This is a genomic window from Xanthomonas sp. D-109 (genome assembly GCF_017746095.1).
GTDB classification, from domain to species: Bacteria; Pseudomonadota; Gammaproteobacteria; order Xanthomonadales; family Xanthomonadaceae; genus Xanthomonas_A; species Xanthomonas_A sacchari.
Map to the genome: position 1 here is coordinate 103,448 of NZ_JAGHWV010000001.1, position 19,394 is coordinate 122,841.

The window sequence follows — 19,394 nt, forward strand, 5'->3', positions numbered from 1 at the left end:
CTCGTCGGTTCGGGGATGCCGGTCGCAGCGTCAGCGCGCGTCCTGCCACTTGGCGCGGGAGGAGCGGCAATGCGTCGCTGTTTCTGAATCCCCTGAACGTGGCATGTCTTGAAGTTGTAAAACTTGTGTGAGCCGAGTCTGTCGTAGCGCTGACAGCGTTGTCAACACCCGTTTCACACACTTTTGACGATTGCCGTCAAGCCTTGCCTGGGCATCTTTCCGGAGTCTTTCCCGGCCCGCCGCTGGCCTGCGCTAGGTGCTTGTCTACAAAAGAAAACATGATGGAAGAGGGTGGCAGTGTCGGCGTAGAGGCCGGGAGGCCCCGGTGCGGCAGGCGCTGCCGGCGTGACAGGCGTGCGGCAAAAAATTGTGCGATGCGGCGAAATTTTGCGACGGGTGTTCACCAATGCAACGCGTCTTCGCGATCGACGCTTCGCGCCGACAGGCGACGCGCCGATGACGTCGGGGTGGTGAAGGCAAAACGACAAACGGATGAAATTCATCTTGACAACGTTGTCAAGGTGGTCCGACACTCGATCGATCAATCTGCCGAATCGGCGTGCGCCTCCTCTGGCGCAACGGGAGAAGATGTGTCCGCAAGCAGTTCATCAGTGGCAGCGGCCGTGCCGCGCGCCGAGCCCTTCATTGCTGCCGATGTCGGCGGAACCCATGTCCGGATCGGCCTGGTCGCGCGCGCTGCCGATGTCGGCCCGGCGCCGTCGGTCGACGTGCTGGACTATCGCAAGTATCGCTGCGCCGACTATCCCGGCCTGGCCGAGATCATTGGCGAATTCCTGGAGCAGGTGCAGGGGCCGAAGCCGACCCGCGGGGTGATCGCCAGCGCCGGTTACGCGCTCGAGGATGGCCGCGTCATCACCACCAATCTGCCGTGGACGCTGTCGCCGCCGGAGATTCGCGAGCGCCTGGGCCTGAAGGCGCTGCATCTGGTCAACGATTTCGAAGCGGTGGCGTATGCCGCCGCGTCGATGGACGCCAGCGAAGTGCTGCATCTGACCGGGCCGCGCAAGGCGCAGCGCGGGCCGGCACTGGTGATCGGTCCCGGCACCGGCCTGGGTGCGGCGGTGTGGATTCCGACCCATGGCGGCGCGGTGGTGCTGGCGACCGAGGCCGGCCATGCCGCGTTGCCGGTCGGCAACGATCTGGAACTGGCGCTGGCGCAGCGCCTGTTGCGCAACCGTCCGTATGTGCCGATGGAACATTTCCTGTCCGGCCCGGGGCTGCTCAATCTCTATCGCGCGTTGTGCGACCTGCGCGGCGCCACGCCCGTGCTCGCCGCACCGAGCGACATCACCGCGGCCGCGCTGGCCGGCGGCGACCCGCTGGCGCACGAGGCGCTGTCCGCCTTCTGCGGCCTGCTCGGCAGCGTGATTGGCGACATGGCGCTGCTGTACGGCGTGCAGGGCGGCGTCTATCTGGCCGGCGGCTTCCTGCCGCAGATCGGCGCGTTCCTGTCCGCCAGCAGTTTCGTCGAGCGCTACTTGAACAAGGGCGCGATGCGTCCGGCGCTGGAACAGATTCCGGTGAAGCTGGTCGAGCACGGCCAGCTCGGGGTGATCGGCGCGGCGAACTGGTTCCTGCAGCAGCGCCACTGAGCGGTCCGGCGCGGCGGTGGCCGCGCCGACGGGCGGCGTCCTGCGACGCGGACGCCGCGCGCCTGGCGTGCCGAGCGCGGCGACACATATATATGTCTTATGCCAGCGGCGCCTGCGTGGTCAGCGGCGCCTGCGTGGTGGCGCCGCTGTCTGCAGCGTCATCGCGTGCGCGAACTCACAGGTCGCCGTGATGCGCCTGCAGCGCCGCGATCGCGGCCAGGCCGGCGGTTTCGGTGCGCAGGATGCGTGGCCCCAGGCGCAGGCCGACGAAGCCGGCCGCCTCCAGCGTGGCGCGGTCGCGCGGCGACCAGCCGCCTTCCGGGCCGATCGCGATCGTCGCCGCATCGCCGCCGATGGCCAGCGAACGCAGGCGCTGTTCGCCCTGCGGGTCGAGGATCAGTCGGCAGGGGCTGTCCGCCGCGGTGCGTGCCGCATCGGCCAGCGCCAGCGGCGCGCTCAGTTGCGGCACGCGCGCGCGACCGGACTGTTCGCAGGCCGCGATCACCACGCTGCGCCAATGCGCCACGCGTTTGTCCACCCGCGCCGCATCCAGCTTCACTTCGGTGCGCTCGGCCCACACCGGCACGATCGCGGCGACGCCGAGTTCGGTGGCCTTCTGCAGGATCAGGTCCATCTTCTCGCCGCGCGCCACGCCCTGCAGCAGGGTGATCGCCAGCGGCGATTCGTTGTCGGCCGGCCGCGCCGCACCGATACGCACGCTGGCGTTGCGCTTGCCGGCCTGCAGCAGTTCGGCGTCGTAATCGCAGCCGTCGCCGTTGAACAGCACGCAGGGGTCGCCTTCGCGCAGCCGCAGCACGCGCAGCAGATGGTTGGCGACATCGTCCGGTAGCGCCACTTCGGCACCGGCATGCAGCGGCAGCTCCACGTGGCAGCGGGTCAGGCGCATGCCACGGCCTCGTCGATCGCCGCCAGCGTGGTCTCGGCCAGTAGCGCCAACTGCGCGGCGTCCACGCAGTACGGCGGCATCCAGTACAGCACGTCGCCCAACGGACGCAGCACCACCCCGCGTTGCAACGCGGCACGATAGGCATGCAGGCCGACGCGTGCGGACGCAGGGAAGGGCGTGCGCTTGTCGCCGTTGCGGGTGAGTTCGAACGCGACCACCATGCCGGCCTGGCGCACGTCGGCCACGTGCGCATGCTCGGCGAACGGCGCCGACAGCGCGCGCATGGTTTCGGCGGTGCTGCGGTTGCGCGCGATCACGTCGTCCTCCTGCAGGATCCGCAGCGACGCCAGTGCCGCCGCGCAGGCCAGCGGGTTGCCGGTGTAGCTGTGCGAATGCAGGAAGGCGCGCTCGCGGCTGTCGTCGAGGAAGGCGTCGTACAGATGCTGGGTGGCCAGCACCGCCGACAGCGGCAGGAAGCCGCCGGTCAGGCCCTTGGACAGGCACAGCAGGTCCGGCATCACCCCGGCCTGTTCGCAGGCGAACAGGGTACCGGTGCGGCCGAAGCCGGTGGCGATCTCGTCGGCGATCAGGAACGCGCCGTTGGCGTCGCACAGTTCGCGCGCCCGGCGCAGATAGGCCGGGTCGTGCATGCGCATGCCGCCGGCGCATTGCAGGCGCGGCTCCAGGATCACCGCGCAGATCTCGCCGGGATGACGGTCGAACAGGTCGGCCAGCGCATCGGCGGCGGCATCGGCGCGTTCGCGCGCGCTCTGTCCCGGCGCGGCCTGGTAGGCGTCAGGCGAGGGCGCGAACAGCGCCTCGGCCAGCAGCGGCGCGTACACCCGTCGATACAGCGGAATGTCGCCGACCGCCAACGCCCCGATGGTCTCGCCGTGGTAGCCGTTCTCCAGCGCGACGAAACGGGTGCGCCCGGGTTCGCCGCGGTTCTGGAAATAATGGAAGGCCATCTTCAGCGCCACTTCCACGCCGGCCGAGCCGTTGTCGGCATAGAACACCTTGGCCAGCGGCGCGCGGCCGTACTGGCGCGGCGCCAGCGCCAGCAACTGCTCGGCCAGCAGCACCGCCGGTTCGTGGCTGAAGCCGGCCAGCATCACCTGCTCCAGTTGCGTGGCCTGGGCGGCGATGGCCGCGGCGATGCGCGGCTCGCCGTGGCCGAACAGGTTGGTCCACCAACTGCTCACCGCATCCAGGTAGCGGCGGCCGCCGTGGTCGATCAGCCAGGCGCCTTCGCCGCGTGCGATCGGGACCAGGGGCAGGGTGTCGGGGTGCTCGCGCATCTGCGTGCACGGGTGCCAGAGCACGGCGAGGTCGCGCTGGCGCCACGCGTCGGCCATCTGTGCTGCGGTCAGGTCTGATAGCATTTCGCGCTCATGAACAGGTTCTTCGCTCCGCGCATTCTATCGACCGACGCCGCCCGGCGCCGCAGGGTGCCGGCGTGACCCGTCCGTTGCCGGTCATCCACGCGGTGCGCGAGCGCAGCGAATCGGCCGCCGAGCGCCGGGTCGAGGAGCTGGACCTGGAGTTCAGCAACGGCGAACGCCGCGTGTTCCACCGGCTCAAGGCGCCCGGCCACGGCGCAGTGGTGGTGGTGCCGATGCTGAATGCGCAGACCGTGCTGCTGGTGCGCGAATACGCCGCCGGCGTGCACCGCTACGAGCTGGGCCTGGTCAAGGGCCGCATCGACGCCGGCGAGACCCCGCTGCAGGCGGCCGACCGCGAACTCAAGGAAGAGGCCGGCTACGGTGCGCGGCAATTGCGCGTGCTGCGCGCGATGACCCTGGCGCCGACCTACATGAGCCACCAGTCGTGGCTGGTGCTGGCGCAAGATCTCTATCCCGAACGACTAGCCGGCGACGAGCCGGAGGAATTGGAAGTGGTGCCCTGGAAACTGGCTGAACTGGATCAACTGATGTTGCGTGAAGATTTTTCCGAGGGGCGTTCGCTGGCGGCGCTGTTCATTGCCCGCGAGTGGCTGGGTCGCGCCGAATGATCCGTCTCACCAGTGATTTGCGCGAAACCGTGATCGCCATCGCCATCGATGCCGCCGCGGCGATCATGTCCGTCTACGCCACCGGCTTCGAGGTGGAGCACAAGGCCGATACCAGCCCGTTGACCCAGGCCGACCTGGCGGCGCACCAGATCATCGTCGAAGGCCTGGAACGGCTGACCCCGGACCTGCCGGTGCTGTCCGAGGAATCGGCGCAGATTCCGTGGGAGGTGCGCGAGCACTGGACCACCTATTGGCTGGTCGACCCGCTCGACGGCACCCGCGAGTTCGTCAAGCGCAACGGCGAATTCAGCGTCAACATCGCGCTGATCCACCAGGGCGCGCCGGTGTTCGGCGTGGTCCAGGCGCCGGTGGACGGCCGCGTCTGGCACGCGGTGCGTGGCGAGCAGGCGTACCGCCGCGAAGGCTTTCGCGATACCGCGTTGAACACCCGGCGGCCGGCCACCGCGCCGTTGCGGGTGGCGGCGAGCCGCTCGCACCGCGATGCGCGCACCGACGCGCTGCTGCAACGCATGGGCGAGATCGAACTCATCGCGCAGGGCTCCTCGCTGAAGTTCTGCCGCATCGCCGACGGCGACCTGGACGTCTACCCGCGCTTCGGGCCCACCTCCGAGTGGGACACCGCCGCCGGGCAGTGCGTGCTGCAGGCCGCCGGTGGCGCGCTGCTGGCCGCTGCGACCGGCAAGCCGTTCCGCTACAACCGCCGCGAATCGCTGCTCAACGGCGATTTCGTGGCGCTGGGCGATCCGGCGCTGCCCTGGCGCGACTGGCTGGGCTGAGCCGCGCCGCGCGCGCGCGCCGCACGGCGCGCGCTCTGCCACACTAGGCGGTGGCGGCAGCGGTGCCGTCGCACCGGAACCCGCCCGTGACCCCCACTCGCTACGATCTTCCCGCCCTGCTCGACATCATGGCGCGCCTGCGCGATCCCGCGCAGGGGTGTCCCTGGGACCTGGAGCAGGATTTCGCCAGCATCGCCGCGTACACGATCGAAGAGGCCTACGAAGTGGCCGACGCGATCGACCGCCAGGACCTGGCCGGGCTGAAGGACGAACTCGGCGATCTGCTGCTGCAGGTGGTGTTCCATGCGCAGATGGCGCGCGAGCAGGGCGCGTTCGGCTTCGACGACGTGGTCGCGGCGATCTGCGACAAGATGGTGCGCCGCCATCCGCACGTGTTCGGCGACAGCCAGGTCGCCGATGCCGAGCAGCAGACGCTGAAGTGGGAAGAGATCAAGCGCGCCGAGCGTGCCGCCGCCGGCGAGCGCGATGCCTCGGCGCTGGCCGGCATCGCGCGCGGCCTTCCGGAATGGCAGCGCGCGCTGAAGCTGCAGTCGCGCGCGGCACGGGTCGGCTTCGACTGGCCCGGCCCCGCGCCGGTGCTGGACAAGGTGCAGGAAGAGCTGGAGGAAGTGCGCGCGGAACTGGCGCATGGCGCCGCAGTCGATCCGGCACGGCTGCAGGACGAGATCGGCGACCTGCTGTTCGTCTGCGCCAACCTGGCGCGGCATGCCAAGGTCGATGTCGGTGCGGCGCTGCGCCATGCCAACCTCAAGTTCGAGCGTCGCTTCCGCGCGATGGAACGGCTGGCGCAGCAGGACGGCGGCGCGCTCGACGGCCTGTCGCTGGTGCAGCAGGAGGCGTACTGGCAGCGCGCCAAGGACGAAGAGCGCGCCGCAGCCGGATGAAGACCCTGCTGCTGTTCGTGCTGACCGCCGTCGCGGAAATCGTCGGCTGCTACCTGCCTTATCTCTGGCTGCGCGAACAGCGCAGCGCCTGGCTGCTGCTGCCTGCCGCGGGCAGCCTGGCGGCCTTCGTCTGGCTGCTGACCCTGCATCCCGCCGCCAGCGGCCGCGTCTATGCCGCCTACGGCGGCGTCTATGTCGCGGTCGCCTTGCTGTGGCTGTGGACGGTGCAGGGCATGCGTCCCACGCGCTGGGACCTGCTCGGCGCCGGCCTGTGCCTGGCCGGCATGGCGGTGATCATGTTCGCACCGCGACAGGGCTGAGGCCGCTCCCAGAGGGTCTTGCGGCGAACTCGGCAGGTGCACCGTGGGAGGAAATTCAGTCCCGACGCATTGCGTCATCGGAAAGCACGCCACGTTGCGCGCCGTGGCCGCATGACAGTTGAATCCCGCGGCACACGTCACGGCGTGATGGGCGGCGCCTTGCGGTGGCGATACACCATCGTCGCACCGCGGCACGACGGAGGCCGTTCCCATGGGCGCTTGCGGCGAATTCGGCAGGTGCACTGTGGGAGGGACTTCAGTCCCGACGCATTGCATCATCAGAGCCGCGCCACGTTACGCGGCGTGGCCGCATGACACCTGCGCGTCGCGTCCGTGCGCAGCGCGCCACGCCCGCGCTGGCGGCGTATGCTGGACGCCTGCGTCGCCTCGGGAGGGCCATCGCATGCGCCGCTTCGCCAGTTTCCGCGAGTTCTATCCGTTCTATCTGAGCGAGCACCGCCATCCGCTGTCGCGGCGGCTGCATTTCGTCGGCAGCCTCGGCGTGCTGGCGAGCCTGCTGCTGGCGCTGTGTACCGGCCAGCCGCGTTGGCTGTGGGCCGCGCCGGTCTGCGGCTACGGCTGCGCCTGGATCGGCCATTTCGTATTCGAGAAGAACCGTCCGGCCACGTTCAAACACCCGCTGTACTCGCTGGCCGGCGACTGGGTGATGTTCAAGGACATGCTGCTGGGCCGCATCCGCTGGTAACCGGCGCCCGCGCCGGCGCTCGCTATACTGCGGATTCGATTTCTTTCTGGTTAATGGAGCAACCTGATGCCGTCCACGTTCTTCTTCGCCGTGGTGCTGCTGGCCGCTGGCGTGATCATTCTGTTCAAGACTGTGCGCATGGTGCCGCAGGGATTCCAGTGGACGGTGGAGCGCTTCGGCCGCTACACCCACACCCTGTCGCCCGGCCTGCATTTCCTGATTCCGGTGGTGTACGGGGTTGGCCGCAAGGTCAACATGATGGAGCAGGTGCTGGACGTGCCCAGCCAGGACGTCATCACCAAGGACAACGCGGTGGTGCGCGTGGACGGTGTCGTGTTCTTCCAGGTGCTGGATGCGGCCAAGGCCGCGTACGAGGTGTCGAATCTGGAGATCGCCACCATCGCCCTGGTGCAGACCAACATCCGCACCGTGATCGGCTCGATGGACCTGGACGAATCGCTGAGCCAGCGCGAGACCATCAACGCGCAGCTATTGAACGTGGTGGACCATGCCACCAATCCGTGGGGCATCAAGGTCACCCGCATCGAGATCCGCGACATCCAGCCGCCGCGCGACCTGATCGACTCGATGGCCCGGCAGATGAAGGCCGAGCGCGAGAAGCGCGCGCAGATCCTCGAGGCGGAGGGCTCGCGGCAGTCGGAGATCCTGCGCGCCGACGGCGAGAAGCAGGCGGCGGTGCTGGAAGCCGAAGGCCGCAAGGAGGCCGCGTTCCGCGACGCCGAGGCGCGCGAGCGCCTGGCCGAGGCCGAAGCGCGGGCGACGGCGATGGTGTCCAAGGCCATCGCCGAAGGCGACGTGCAGGCGATCAACTACTTCATTGCGCAGAAGTACGTGGAGGCGTTCAAGGAACTGGCCACGGCGCCGAACCAGAAGTTCGTGCTGATGCCGATGGAGTCCAGCGGCATCATCGGCTCGATCGCCGGCATCGCCGAACTGGCGCGCGAGGCGCTGAACAAGCAGGGCACGCCGCCGGCAGTGCCGCGCGTCCCGCCGCGCAGCGGAGTCTGAGCCATGCGCATCGAGGTGATGGCCTGGGGTGCCCTGACCTTGTTGCTGTTCGCGGCCGAAGCGCTGGCGCCAGGCGCCTTCATGCTGTGGATGGGCTTCGCCGCCGCGGCGGTCTTCCTGGCCGTGCTGGTGGTTCCGGGCATGCCATTGCTGTTGCAGGTCGGCGCGTTCGTGGTGTTGAGCTTCGTCTCGATCCAGGTGTACCGCACCTGGTTCCGCAACCGCGGCCGCGCCAGCGACCAGCCGCTGCTGAACCGTCGCGCCGAGCAACTGATCGGCCGCGTGGTGACGCTCGACCAGCCGATCCACGGCGGCCGCGGCCGCGCCAAGGTCGACGACGCCTTCTGGGTGGTCGGCGGCCCCGACCTGCCGGTCGGCAGTACGGTGCGCATCGTCGGCGTGGATGGGATGACGCTGCTCGTCCAGGCAGCTTGAAAGAGCCGGGATTGGGGGATTCGGGATTGGGGATTCGTAGGAGCGGCTTCAGCCGCGACCTGGGACCGATGACGGGTCGCGGCTGAAGCCGCTCCTACGGCACTGCGCGATCGAGCGCCAGTCCTTCGGATCCAGGAAAGCCGCTCCTACGACTCCCCAATCCCGGCCCCCAGCCAGCGATAATGGGGGACTTTTCTCACGGACCCGCGCCATGACCCAGAAGACCATCCTCAACGACAGCCACCGCGCCCTCGGCGCCAAGATGGTCGACTTCGGCGGCTGGGACATGCCGATCCACTACGGCTCGCAGATCGACGAGCACCACCAGGTGCGTCGCGACGCCGGCATGTTCGACGTCAGCCACATGACCGTGGTCGATCTGCACGGCGAGCAGGTCCGCGCGTTCCTGCGCCACCTGCTGGCCAATTCGGTGGACAAGCTGAAGGCGCCGGGCAAGGCGCTGTATACCTGCATGCTCAACCCGCAGGGCGGGGTGATCGACGATCTCATCGTCTATTACATGTCCGAGACCTTCTTCCGCCTGGTGGTCAACGCCGCCACCCGCGCCAAGGACCTGGCCTGGATCGGCGAGCAGGCGCAGGCCTTCGGCGTGCAGGTGCGCGAGCGCGACGACTTCGCGATGATCGCGGTGCAGGGGCCGAACGCGCGCGCTAAGGCGATCGGCCTGCTGCGCGAGGAAGACCGCGCCGCCGCCCAGAAGCTCGGCCGCTTCGCCGCGATCGAGGCGACCTCGATCGACGGCGTGCCGCTGTTCGTCGCGCGCACCGGCTACACCGGCGAGGACGGCTTCGAGATCGTGTTGCCGCAGCAGCAGGCGCCGGCGTTCTGGGAGGCGTTGATCGGCGCCGGGGTCAAGCCGGCCGGCCTGGGCGCGCGCGACACGCTGCGCCTGGAGGCGGGCATGAACCTGTATGGCCAGGACATGGACGACACCGTCTCGCCCTACGAGGCCGCGCTGGCCTGGACCGTCACCCTCGACGAGGGCCGCGACTTCATCGGCCGCGCCGTGCTGGAAGCGCAGAAGGCCGGCGGCGCGCCGCGGCAGATGATCGGCCTGGTCATGGACGAGAAGGGCGTGCTGCGCCACGGGCAGAAGGTGCTGACCGCCAACGGCGACGGCGAGATCCTGTCCGGTACCTTCTCGCCGACGCTGGGCAAGGCGATCGCCTTCGCGCGGGTGCCGGCCGGCGAGCCGGGCGCGGTGCGCGTGGACATCCGCGGCAAGGAAGTGCCGGTGCGCGTGGTCAAGTTCCCGTTCGTGCGCGAAGGCCAGGTCCAGCCCGGCGTGCTCGGCTGAGTCCCATCCGCCGCGCGCGCGACTTCTTCCCCACGCGCGCGGTTCGCTACACTAGCCTCCCATCCTCGATACCGTCTTCTTCCGGAGCAGCCCCATGAGCGAGATCCCTGGCGACCTCAAATTCCTCAAGTCCCACGAGTGGGCCCGCGTCGAGGGCAACGGTCGCGTGACCATCGGCATCTCCGACCACGCCCAGGGCCTGCTCGGCGACCTGGTCTACGTCGAACTGCCGAACGTCGGCGATCACGTCGAAGCCGGCAACGGCGTGGCCGTGGTCGAGTCGGTCAAGGCCGCCTCCGACGTGTATAGCCCGCTCAGCGGCAAGGTGGTCGAGGTCAACACCGCGCTGAGCGACAAGCCGGAAACGATCAACGAAGACGCCTATGGCGAAGGCTGGATCCTGGTGCTGGAAGCGGACGACGCCGAGCAGTTGAACGAACTTCTGTCGCCGGACGAGTACGCCGAACTGCTTGAGGAAGACGGCCACTGAGCCGACCGCCCCGTCGCGACACCCGAACCGGCCGCCCAGTGCGGCCGGTTTCTTTTTGGGCAGCGCGCAGCGACCACGTCGTTCCGCATCGGCGTCGCCCTCCTCGGCATGGCCGTTGCGGCAGCCCGTGTCGCTGGCGTCGCGGCGTGCGTCGATGCGAAGACGGCGTGAGGTTGTCGCCGCGGCTGCACCGCGAGCGCAGCGTGGTGCCGCGCGTGGCGCCATCCGATGCATGCGACCCGCACGCCGGGCGGCGCCGGTTTTCCGACGCGTGCAGGTTCGGTGCGGCATGAGGCGCGGTGTAGGGCGCGAGGAACAGGCAGCGTCGACTCGGCGTGCGTCGCGCACGTCGTCGCTGCGCGCCGGCGCCAGTCGGCGACCTGTGCGATCCGTGTCGGTCGACGCACCCGCGCGAAGGTGTCGGTGGCGGCATGGCGTGGAGGTGGGCGATGGTGGTCGCCTGTGTTGTGGCGTGGCGACGACGTGAGTGCAGGTCGCGTCGCAGTGGCGCGATGCGCCTCGTCTCGGCGACGCCCAGCACGACGCATCGCGTGCGTCGCGACCGGCGCACGACGCAAAAAAGTTTGCGCACTTTTGCGCATTTGCACTTGTGCGATGCCGGAACCGCACGCGGTCGCGAAATTTTTTTTCAGCTAGCGGACAGCCTGGCGTGTGCTCCCGCGATTGCTGCCGACACGTCGTCGCTGCCCGTCCGCAATGCGATGGCGGCGTCGTGTCGTTACAGAAAACACGGAAATTTCCCTGCTTTTTTTGCGCGCGCCGTTTTCCCTGTGGTGCCGGCATCGGCGATCGGTGGCGTCGGCAAGGCGGCTGGCGCGGCATGCGGCGGTCGTGGCGCGCGCGCCAGCGAAAAAAAAATTGCGCGGAAGTGTTGACAGTAAAAAAAACCGTGATTAGGTTTCGCCCAGCAGACGTTGCTGCGCAAGCGAGTGAATCGGATCGACATCAAAACGCGAAGCACAACTTGGACATCCGCCAGGAACCCGAAGATGGTGGAGTTGGAGTCGCTTCCCTCCGAGAAACGCAACGTCTCCCCTGGCATCGCACCCGTATCGCTATCCGGTACGGGTGTTTCTGTATCCGATCCGGCCCGCAGCGCGCGCCGGCGGTTCCCGCAGGCGGAGCATCGCCGCGAGGTTGCTTTAACTGGGCATTTTCAATCCATAGTTCACTGACGAGGAGCCATCCCATGGCCACGAAAAAAGCTGCGAAAAAGCCGGCCGCTAAGAAGGCGGTCAAGAAGACTGCCGCCAAGAAGCCGGCAGCGAAGAAGGTTTCGGTAAAGAAGGCGGTCAAGAAGGTCGCCAAGAAGGTGGCCAAGAAGGTCGCCAAGGTGAAGAAGGCGGTCAAGAAGGCCGTTGCCAAGAAGGCCGTAAAGAAGACGGCGAAGAAGGCCGCCACCAAGAAGACCGCGAAGAAGGCCGTCGCCAAGAAGGCCGTAAAGAAGACCGCGAAGAAGGCTGCGACCAAGAAGACCGCTGCCAAGAAGACGGTGAAGAAGTCGGCTGCCAAGAAGCCGGCCGCGAAGAAGGCAACTGCGAAGAAGGCCACCGCCAAGAAGACCGTGGCGAAGAAGAAGCCGGCCGCTCGCAAGAAGAAGGCCGCTCCGGTCGCGCTGCCGGCCACGCCCGCGCCGCTGATCTGATCCATCCCGATCGCTGTTCCTAGACTCTCTCCCCGGTGCCCAGCGGGGAGGGAGTTTTTTATGTGCGGCATCCTGCCGCGCGCGATCGCAGCGCGCCTCTCTGCCTGACGATGCCGGTGGCGTTCGTCGTCTCCATCCTCGAAGACTGCTCGCTGCGTCCAGCGTGCCAGGTCGCGACGTGCACATCGTGCCGGTGCGTCTCGCCCCACTGACCAGCGGCCGCCCGCCACGCCGCCCGTTTCCAACCCACGTCGACTGTCCTCGTTGCCCCGACCGCCAGGTCGGCACCCAGTGAGCTGCCTGTGTGTCCCGCATTGGAGCAAGCCTGCATGTCGGGACCACTGCTCCGCGATCGGGTACCTGCGGCGATGGCTGCGCATCCATCCGGTCTCCCCGACGGCGCTTGTCGCCCTGCCGATCACGCGCGCAACACGCGTGAGCAAGCGGGTTCGGCGAGGGATCTGCGCGAACGCGATAGGCCAGCCACCGCACGGCGGCGGCCTGCAGTGCAGCGGGGTATCGGATTGAATGCACCGACCGAATGTGGATCGACCGGTCGCCGCAATCGGCCCCGCTGCAGTTATCGAGACGCTTCTGGCATCCGCGGACCAGCCCAGCCGTCGTGCGCCAAGCGCGCAGCGCGTCAGCGTGGCCTCGCCCGACGGTCGACACCGCATCGCTGTTTTCGCGCCTTGGGTGGTGGACTGCAGTGGATCTCTGAGCACCTGCTTTCGCCACACTCGAGCCGGCTACAGCTTGCCTCGTAGGAGCGGCTTCAGCCGCGAGGGGCGTTACCGGGACCGCCCATCGCGGCTGAAGCCGCTCCTACAGACTATTTTTCGTCGTCATGAGAGCCCTGCAGGCGCGATCTGCGTGCGCGCGTTGCCCAGCACTACGCGCGACGGTGCACTACCGAGCTGACAGCCCGCCGGCAGCGGCTTGCGTCGGTGCGGAGCGCCGTGTCCACCCAGCGCGGGATCGAGGATCGTAGGCGATGCCGCGAGGGCGTGGTGCGCACCCTGTGCGCGATCGTGGAAGTGACGAGGCGCCATCGCCGCGACCTACGCGGACGCTCCGCCTGCCGCCGTCGGGCGACGCAGTTGCTGATCCTTCGTCGTGGAATGGCGTCGACCGGTGCGTCCGCGCCTTCGCGCCGCACCCATGCCGCCGCATCGCCACGGCTTCGCAACTGGGGCAGGGGGTGCGTCCCGGCGACGCGGCAAGGGCGGACTGCTACTACGCAGCGCAGGCCGGCGCCGCAGACAGCAGAAAGGCGGCTTGCGCCGCCTTCTGCGAGGGTGCTGCTCGGAGACCGCGTTCAGCGCGGCGAGGCCACCGACTTGGACGAGGACGCGCCCTTCTTGTCCTTCGGGTCCGGACGTTCGGCCATCAGGTTGTCGCTGCCGAAGTCGGTGTCCACGTCCAGCCAGCGCTGCGCCGGCAGGCCGATGGCGCGGTCGAGCACGGTCGGCAGCAGGCCCGAGGGCAGGCCGCTTTCGCCGTTCCACAGGATCGCCACGGCGAAGTCGCGTTCCGGCACCAGCGCGATCAGGCCGCGGTAGCCCTGCACCGCGCCGGCATGGAAGATCACCTGGTGGCCGGAGTAGTCGAACACGCGCCAGCCCAGCGCGTAGCTGGCCGAGTTGACGCGGGCGCGGCGCCAGCCCGAGCGCATCTCACCCGGGGTGAGGATCAGCGGCGCGTGCAGGGTCGCCAGCAACGGCTCCGGCAGCACGTCCGGGCGATGCCCGGTCTGCGCAATCAGCCACTGCGCCATGTCGCTGATGCTGGCGTTGACGCCGGCGGCGGGCGCCAGGCGGTAGTAGGTCGGCTTGGGCGTCAGCGAGACCCAGCCGTTGCGGCTGCGCACGTGCGGGCGCGCCCAGCGCGGGCTGGCCTGGATGCCGGCCAGGCCCATGCTGGCGTCGTTCATGCCCAGCGGCTTGAAGATGCGCCGTTCCACCGACTGCTCATAGAAGCTGCCGGACGCGGCGAACACCACGTCGCCGATCAGGCTGAAGGCGACGTTCTGGTAGGCATAGCACTCGCCCGGCGCGCACTTCAGCGGCGCATAGGCCAGCTTGTGGCTGAGCGTGTAGTAGTCGAGGTTGGATTCGACGTCGCGGTCGTAGGCGTTGTAGGTCAGGCCGACGCGGTGGCTCAGCAGGTCGGCGACATTCAACTGGCGCGTGGCCACCGGATCGCTGAGCTGGAAGCCCGGCACGTAGTCGACAACCTTGCTGTCCCAGCGCAGGGTGCCGTCGGTGACCAGCAGGCCGGCCATGGTGCCGGCGAACGCCTTGGACAGCGAGGCCAGGCGGAACACGGTATGCGCATCGACCGGCTCGGGACGGTTGACGTCGGTGACGCCGTAGCCGCGCGCGCTGAGCACCTGGCCGTTGTGCACGATGGCCATCGCCAGGCCGGGCACGCGCTCGCCATAGGTCAGTTGTTCGGCGGCCGACTCCAGCGCGGCCACGTCGAAGTCCCGGGCCAGCGGCAGCACCTGGCTCTGGGTCAGCGAGGCGCGGTAGGGCAGTGGCTGGGTCGGCGAGGTATAGCGCGTGGCTTCGGTGTGCAGCGGCGGCGGCAGCGGTTGTGCAGGCGCCGGCGTCTGTGCGGTGGAGGACATCGCAAAGGGCAGCAATGCCCCGAGCAACCCGGTTGCCACCGGTCGAAGGAGCCGGTGCCTGCTGTTCTGTGTCATTGCGCCTGAGGCCTGTGAGGTGCTGCCGGCAACGATTCTAGCGCCGGATTTCTCGAATGCACAAACTGGGAGAAGATGAATAGGCATCGCCTTGATCCTGCTGGGGATTTCCCGGGTCGAGCGGGGGCGTGCAGGCCTGCCGGCGGAGCGGTGGCGGGGACTGCGGCGGATGCCCACGCACATGCAATCGCCGTGCCGCGCACGGCTTTGCCTAGCCCCTCTCCCCCCGGGAGAGGGGTTGGGGTGAGGGTAGGTCGCCCAGCAGCGGACGCCGATCGCGATAGTCGCGCGCTCGTCGCCGCCGAGACGCGCGCGCATCCCCCACAGCCCCCGCCTCACCCCTCCCGCAGCACAGCCCGCCCACGGATCAGATCCGCAGCACGCTCGGCGATCATCATCGTCGGCCCGTTGGTGTTGCCGCTGACCAGGCGCGGCATCACCGAGGCGTCGACCACGCGCAGGCCATCGAGGCCGCGCAGGCGCAGTTGCGGGTCGACCACCGCCTGCGCGTCGCTGCCCATCCGGCAGGTGCCGATCGGGTGATAGATGGTTTCGGCCTTGGCGCGGATGAAGGCGACCAGCCCGGCCTCGTCCAGGTCCTCGCGTGCCGGCAGCAGCGGCGCGCCGCGAAATGCATCGAACGCCGGTTGCCGCAGGATGTGCCGCGCCAGCCGCGCGCATTCCACCAGCATGCGCAGGTCGAAGCCGTCGGGATCGCTGAGGTAGTTGGCCTGGATCCGCGCCGGCGTGCGCGGGTCGGCGTCGTTGAGCGCGATGCGGCCGCGGCTGCGCGGCTGCAGGTGGCAGGCATGCAGGGTGAAACCGTCGCCGGGCAGGCGATTGCGGCCGTGGTCGTCGAGCATGGCCGGCACGAAGTGCAACTGGATGTCGGCGCGCGCGTCCGGTGCCAGCGGCGAGCGGATGAAGCCGCCGGCCTCGGCGATGTTGCTGCTGCCGGCGCCGCGGTGCCCGCGCAGGAAATAATCGAAGGCGATCTTGGCCTGGTTGCGGCGGTCGTAGCTGATGCCCGGGCGGGTGCGGTACAGCGTGCACACGTCCAGGTGGTCCTGCAGGTTGGCGCCGACCTGCGGCTGGTCCAGCTGCACCGCGATGCCGTGGCGGCGCAGCGCATCGGCCGGGCCGATGCCCGAGAGCATCAGCAGCTGCGGCGAGTTCACCGCGCCGGCGCTGAGCAGCACCTCGCGCGCGGCGCGCGCCTGCACCTCGCGGCCGTCCTGCGCATAGGCGACACCGACCACGCGGCCGCCCTCGATCAGCAGGCGCAGCACCAGCGCGTCGGTGACGATCTGCAGGTTGTCCCGCGCGCGCGCCGGCGCCAGGTAGGCCACCGCCGCCGAGCAGCGTGCGCCGTCCTTCTGGGTGACCTGGTACAGGCCCACGCCCTGTTGCTGCGGGCCGTTGAAATCGGGGTTGTGCGGGAAACCCGCTTCCTGCGCGGCCGCGATGAACACGTCCGAGAGCGGGTTGTGGTAGCGCAGGTCGGAGACGTGCAGCGGGCCGTCGCCGCCATGCAGCGCATCGCCGCCGCGGCTGTTGCATTCGCTGCGGCGGAAGTAGGGCAGCACGCCGCGCCAGTCCCAGCCGTCGGCGCCATCGGCCGACCAGTCGTCGTAGTCGGCGGGCACGCCGCGCACGTAGCACATCGCGTTGATCGAGCTGGAGCCGCCCAGCACCTTGCCGCGCGGCCACCACAGGCGGCGGTCGTTCAAGGCCGGCTCGGCCTCGGTCAGGTAGTTCCAGTTGATGCGGCGGTTGCTGGCCAGGCGCGCCAGGCCAGCGGGCATGTGGATGAAGGGATTGCGGTCGCGCGGCCCGGCCTCGATCAGCAGCACCTTGCAGTCGCGGTCCTCGCTCAGGCGGTTGGCGAGCACGCAGCCGGCCGAGCCTGCGCCGATGATGATGTAGTCGTACACCCGCGGTGTCCCCTGAGTTCCTGGCGCCGACGCTAGTCGCCGAGGATAGAGCATATGCTCGGCGCGGCCGCCGCCGGGCGCGCTACGCGTACGGCGCGGGCTGCGGATCGCGCACGCGCTGGCGGTGTTGCGGTGCATCAGCTACCGTGCGCGTTTTCCGCCCCCCGAAAATCGCCATGTCCCGTTTTTGCGCCAGGGTCCGCCGCCAGTGAGCGCCACCCCGCATGCCCCCGGCGCGCTGGCGCGGCTGCGCGGCGCCCTGCGCGATTCGCCGCCGCTGGCGTGGGCGTTCCTGTACTTCTTCTCGCTGCTCAGCGGCTACTACGTGCTGCGGCCGGTGCGCGAGGCGATGGGCGCCTCCGCCGACGTGGCCGCGGTGTTCCCGCCGGCGATGATCGCGTTCTTCGCGGCGCACGGCATGCCGCTGAAGGAGTTCGCGCTGCAGGTGCTGTTCACCTGCACCTTCCTGATCATGCTGTTGCTGCAGCCGATCTACGGCGCGCTGGTCAGCCGCTATCCGCGGCGGGTGTTCCTGCCGGTGGTGTACGGCTTCTTCATCGCCACGCTGTTGCTGTTCTACGTGCTGTTCGACAGCGGCGTGCCCGGGCGCGGCATGGCCTTCTTCCTGTGGATATCGGTGTTCAACCTGTTCGCGGTGGCGGTGTTCTGGAGCTTCATGGCCGATGTCTTCAGCAATGCCGAAGCGCGCGCCTGCTACGGCTACATCGGCGCCGCCGGCACGCTCGGCGCGTTCCTGGGGCCGGTGATCGCCAGCAGCCTGGTCGAGCGCGTCGGCATCGCCAACCTGATGCTGGTGTCGGCCGGCTTCCTGGTGGTCAGCGTGGTGTGCCTGCTGCGCCTGCGACTGTGGGCGGTCGCCCGCGAACGCGAGCGCGGCGTGGTCGGCGGCGAGGCGCCGATGGGTGGCGACGTGCTGGCCGGGCTGAAACTGATCGCACGCGAACCGCTGTTGCGCTGGCTGGCGCTGATGTCGGTGTTCGGCGTGGGCGTGGGCACCTTGCTGTACAACGAACAGGCGGCGATCGTGCGCCGCCTGTACACCGATGCGGCGGCCAGTACCGCCTTCTACGCCAACATCGACCTGGCGGTGAACGCGGTGACCCTGGTGATGCAGTTGCTGGTCACCCGCGCGCTGCTGTCGCGCTTCGGCATCGGACCGGCGCTGCTGATCCCCGGCTGCGCGATCCTGCTCGGCTATTCGGTGCTGGCGGTGTCGCCGTTGCCGATGCTGGTGGCAGTGGTGCAGGTGGTGACCCGCGCCGGCGAGTTCTCCCTGGCCAAGCCGGCGCGCGAGACCCTGTACACCCGGGTCGGCCGCGAATGGCGCTACAAGGCCGGCGCGGCGATCGATACGGTGATCTACCGTGGCAGCGACCTCAGCTTCGCCTGGCTGTACAAGCTGCTGTCGGGGTTCGGCTCGCAGGTGGTGTTCGTCGCGGGCCTGTTGGCCGCCTCCGGCATGACCCTGGGCGCGTGGCGGCTGCTGCGCGAGGCGGCCAAGCTGCCGCCGGAACGCACGCCGCCGCCGCGCTGAGCCGTCGTCGCGCGGCCGAGCACTGGCCGCCCATCGGGACGCTGGCTATGCTGGCGCCCTGTCTCCTGTGCCGGATAGCACGATGATCCTGTTGGCTTCGATCCTGGTCGGCGCGGTCGCGCTGCTGCACCTGTACATCCTGGTGCTGGAAATGGTCCTGTGGACGCGTCCGCTGGGCATGAAGGTGTTCCGCAACAGCCCGGAGAAGGCGCAGGCCACGCGCGTGCTGGCGGCCAACCAGGGGCTCTACAACGGCTTCCTCGCCGCCGGCCTGGCCTGGGGCCTGGTCGCGCAGCGGGTCGACGTGATGCTGTTCTTCCTCGGCTGCGTGGTCGTGGCCGGCCTGTACGGCGGCTGGAGCGTCAGCCGCCGCATCGTGTTCGTGCAGGCGCTGCCGGCGGCGCTGGCGATCGCGGCGGTGCTGCTGGCGTACTGACCGCACCCGCGCTGCAGACACGCAGCGCGGCGATCAGGTGGTGCTCGGCATGCGTGGCGACACCCACATGGCGATGCGTGCGACGCACACCACCTGCCCGCGCGTATCGCGGATCTCCACGCTGACCGGCAGGTCGTAGCCGCGCTCGGCGGCGACGATCGCCACGTCCGGCGTGGCTACCGCATGCATCGGGCCCACCGCCTTGCTGCGGTAGTCCACCTGCATGCCCTTGGGAATCCAGCGCATCGATGGCGGCAGGCTGGCGTCGACCATGAGGCCGCCGGCGAGTTCCGCCAGGTTGCACAGGGCGATCACATGCACGGTGCCGATGTGGTTGTTGACCCGCCGCCGGTGCGCGATGCGCGCTTCGCAGCGGCCCGGCTGCAGGACGGTGATGCGCGGGGCGATGCTGGCGAAGTAGGGCGCCTTGAAACACACCGCGCGCGCGAACAGCCAGGAGCCGGCCGGCCAGCGTTGCATGCGGCGATAGAGCGAAAGCAATTGGCTCATGACTGTGTCCTCAAACGCACGACGGCGGACCGAAGTCCGCCGTCGAGGGTGTCGC

General features: G+C 69.0%; 19 protein-coding genes. 14 read left to right on the forward strand and 5 right to left on the reverse strand.

The genetic code is table 11. From position 1 onward, the window contains the following. Window positions 1–590: 590 nt before the first annotated feature. Window positions 591–1,613 (forward strand): glucokinase family protein, encoded by a 1,023-nt coding sequence (locus tag J7357_RS00375; RefSeq protein ID WP_209244167.1) that lies wholly within the window; start codon window positions 591–593, stop codon window positions 1,611–1,613. A 175-nt stretch (window positions 1,614–1,788) separates the two neighbouring features. On the opposite strand, the gene J7357_RS00380 is transcribed toward J7357_RS00375, so the two are convergent. Next, window positions 1,789–2,520 carry a 16S rRNA (uracil(1498)-N(3))-methyltransferase gene (locus tag J7357_RS00380; protein WP_209244168.1) on the reverse strand — a complete coding sequence of 244 codons (732 nt, stop codon included), beginning with the start codon at window positions 2,518–2,520 and terminating at the stop codon, window positions 1,789–1,791. Then, entirely contained in the window at window positions 2,511–3,902 is a 1,392-nt protein-coding gene (gene bioA / locus J7357_RS00385) for an adenosylmethionine--8-amino-7-oxononanoate transaminase (RefSeq protein ID WP_209244169.1), read from the reverse strand. The genes J7357_RS00380 and bioA overlap by 10 nt, the downstream gene beginning before the upstream one ends. 86 nt (window positions 3,903–3,988) lie before the next feature. Between bioA and nudE the strand changes: the two genes are divergently transcribed. The 11 genes from nudE (at window position 3,989) to J7357_RS00440 (ending at window position 12,197) form a co-directional block, all read left to right on the forward strand. After that, complete coding sequence (nudE, locus tag J7357_RS00390; protein WP_244667203.1) at window positions 3,989–4,531, forward strand: ADP compounds hydrolase NudE; 543 nt, start codon at window positions 3,989–3,991, stop codon at window positions 4,529–4,531. Next, window positions 4,528–5,328 (forward strand): 3'(2'),5'-bisphosphate nucleotidase CysQ, encoded by an 801-nt coding sequence (gene cysQ / locus J7357_RS00395; protein ID WP_209244171.1) that lies wholly within the window; start codon window positions 4,528–4,530, stop codon window positions 5,326–5,328. The genes nudE and cysQ overlap by 4 nt, the downstream gene beginning before the upstream one ends. A gap of 128 nt (window positions 5,329–5,456) precedes the next feature. Then, on the forward strand, window positions 5,457–6,233 hold the full coding sequence (gene mazG, locus J7357_RS00400; RefSeq protein WP_209244857.1) for a nucleoside triphosphate pyrophosphohydrolase: 777 nt from the start codon (window positions 5,457–5,459) through the stop codon (window positions 6,231–6,233). Beyond that, on the forward strand, window positions 6,230–6,553 hold the full coding sequence (locus J7357_RS00405) for a YnfA family protein (RefSeq protein ID WP_017916569.1): 324 nt from the start codon (window positions 6,230–6,232) through the stop codon (window positions 6,551–6,553). The genes mazG and J7357_RS00405 overlap by 4 nt, the downstream gene beginning before the upstream one ends. Window positions 6,554–6,956: 403 nt before the next feature. After that, complete coding sequence (locus J7357_RS00410; RefSeq protein ID WP_209244172.1) at window positions 6,957–7,259, forward strand: DUF962 domain-containing protein; 303 nt, start codon at window positions 6,957–6,959, stop codon at window positions 7,257–7,259. Window positions 7,260–7,325: 66 nt separating this feature from the next. Continuing rightward, complete coding sequence (locus tag J7357_RS00415; protein ID WP_209244173.1) at window positions 7,326–8,288, forward strand: SPFH domain-containing protein; 963 nt, start codon at window positions 7,326–7,328, stop codon at window positions 8,286–8,288. Between the two features lie 3 nt (window positions 8,289–8,291). Further along, a complete protein-coding gene (locus J7357_RS00420; RefSeq protein ID WP_209244174.1) occupies window positions 8,292–8,723 on the forward strand; it encodes an NfeD family protein in 432 nt (143 codons plus the stop codon). 211 nt (window positions 8,724–8,934) lie between these two features. Continuing rightward, window positions 8,935–10,041 (forward strand): glycine cleavage system aminomethyltransferase GcvT, encoded by a 1,107-nt coding sequence (gcvT, locus tag J7357_RS00425; protein ID WP_209244175.1) that lies wholly within the window; start codon window positions 8,935–8,937, stop codon window positions 10,039–10,041. Between the two features lie 94 nt (window positions 10,042–10,135). Next, complete coding sequence (gene gcvH / locus J7357_RS00430) at window positions 10,136–10,531, forward strand: glycine cleavage system protein GcvH (RefSeq protein ID WP_010344201.1); 396 nt, start codon at window positions 10,136–10,138, stop codon at window positions 10,529–10,531. A 512-nt stretch (window positions 10,532–11,043) separates the two neighbouring features. Continuing rightward, window positions 11,044–11,427, forward strand: coding sequence for a hypothetical protein (locus tag J7357_RS00435; RefSeq protein ID WP_209244176.1), 384 nt, complete (start codon window positions 11,044–11,046; stop codon window positions 11,425–11,427). A gap of 314 nt (window positions 11,428–11,741) precedes the next feature. After that, a complete protein-coding gene (locus J7357_RS00440; RefSeq protein ID WP_010344200.1) occupies window positions 11,742–12,197 on the forward strand; it encodes a hypothetical protein in 456 nt (151 codons plus the stop codon). 1,318 nt (window positions 12,198–13,515) lie between these two features. Here the strand turns inward: J7357_RS00440 and J7357_RS00445 are convergent. Next, on the reverse strand, window positions 13,516–14,868 hold the full coding sequence (locus tag J7357_RS00445; RefSeq protein ID WP_209244177.1) for a serine hydrolase domain-containing protein: 1,353 nt from the start codon (window positions 14,866–14,868) through the stop codon (window positions 13,516–13,518). Window positions 14,869–15,239: 371 nt separating this feature from the next. Further along, a complete protein-coding gene (locus tag J7357_RS00450) occupies window positions 15,240–16,838 on the reverse strand; it encodes a choline dehydrogenase (RefSeq protein WP_209244178.1) in 1,599 nt (532 codons plus the stop codon). A 208-nt stretch (window positions 16,839–17,046) separates the two neighbouring features. Here J7357_RS00450 and J7357_RS00455 point away from each other — a divergent pair, with 208 nt between their 5' ends. After that, window positions 17,047–18,393, forward strand: coding sequence for an MFS transporter (locus J7357_RS00455; protein WP_209244179.1), 1,347 nt, complete (start codon window positions 17,047–17,049; stop codon window positions 18,391–18,393). A gap of 82 nt (window positions 18,394–18,475) precedes the next feature. Beyond that, on the forward strand, window positions 18,476–18,829 hold the full coding sequence (locus J7357_RS00460) for a DUF1304 domain-containing protein (RefSeq protein WP_010344196.1): 354 nt from the start codon (window positions 18,476–18,478) through the stop codon (window positions 18,827–18,829). Window positions 18,830–18,862: 33 nt separating this feature from the next. Here J7357_RS00460 and J7357_RS00465 read toward each other — a convergent pair whose 3' ends face one another. After that, the gene (locus tag J7357_RS00465; protein ID WP_209244180.1) at window positions 18,863–19,339 is read right to left on the reverse strand and encodes a hotdog fold domain-containing protein; all 477 of its coding nucleotides are present in this window, start codon (window positions 19,337–19,339) and stop codon (window positions 18,863–18,865) included. Window positions 19,340–19,394 lie beyond the last annotated feature (55 nt).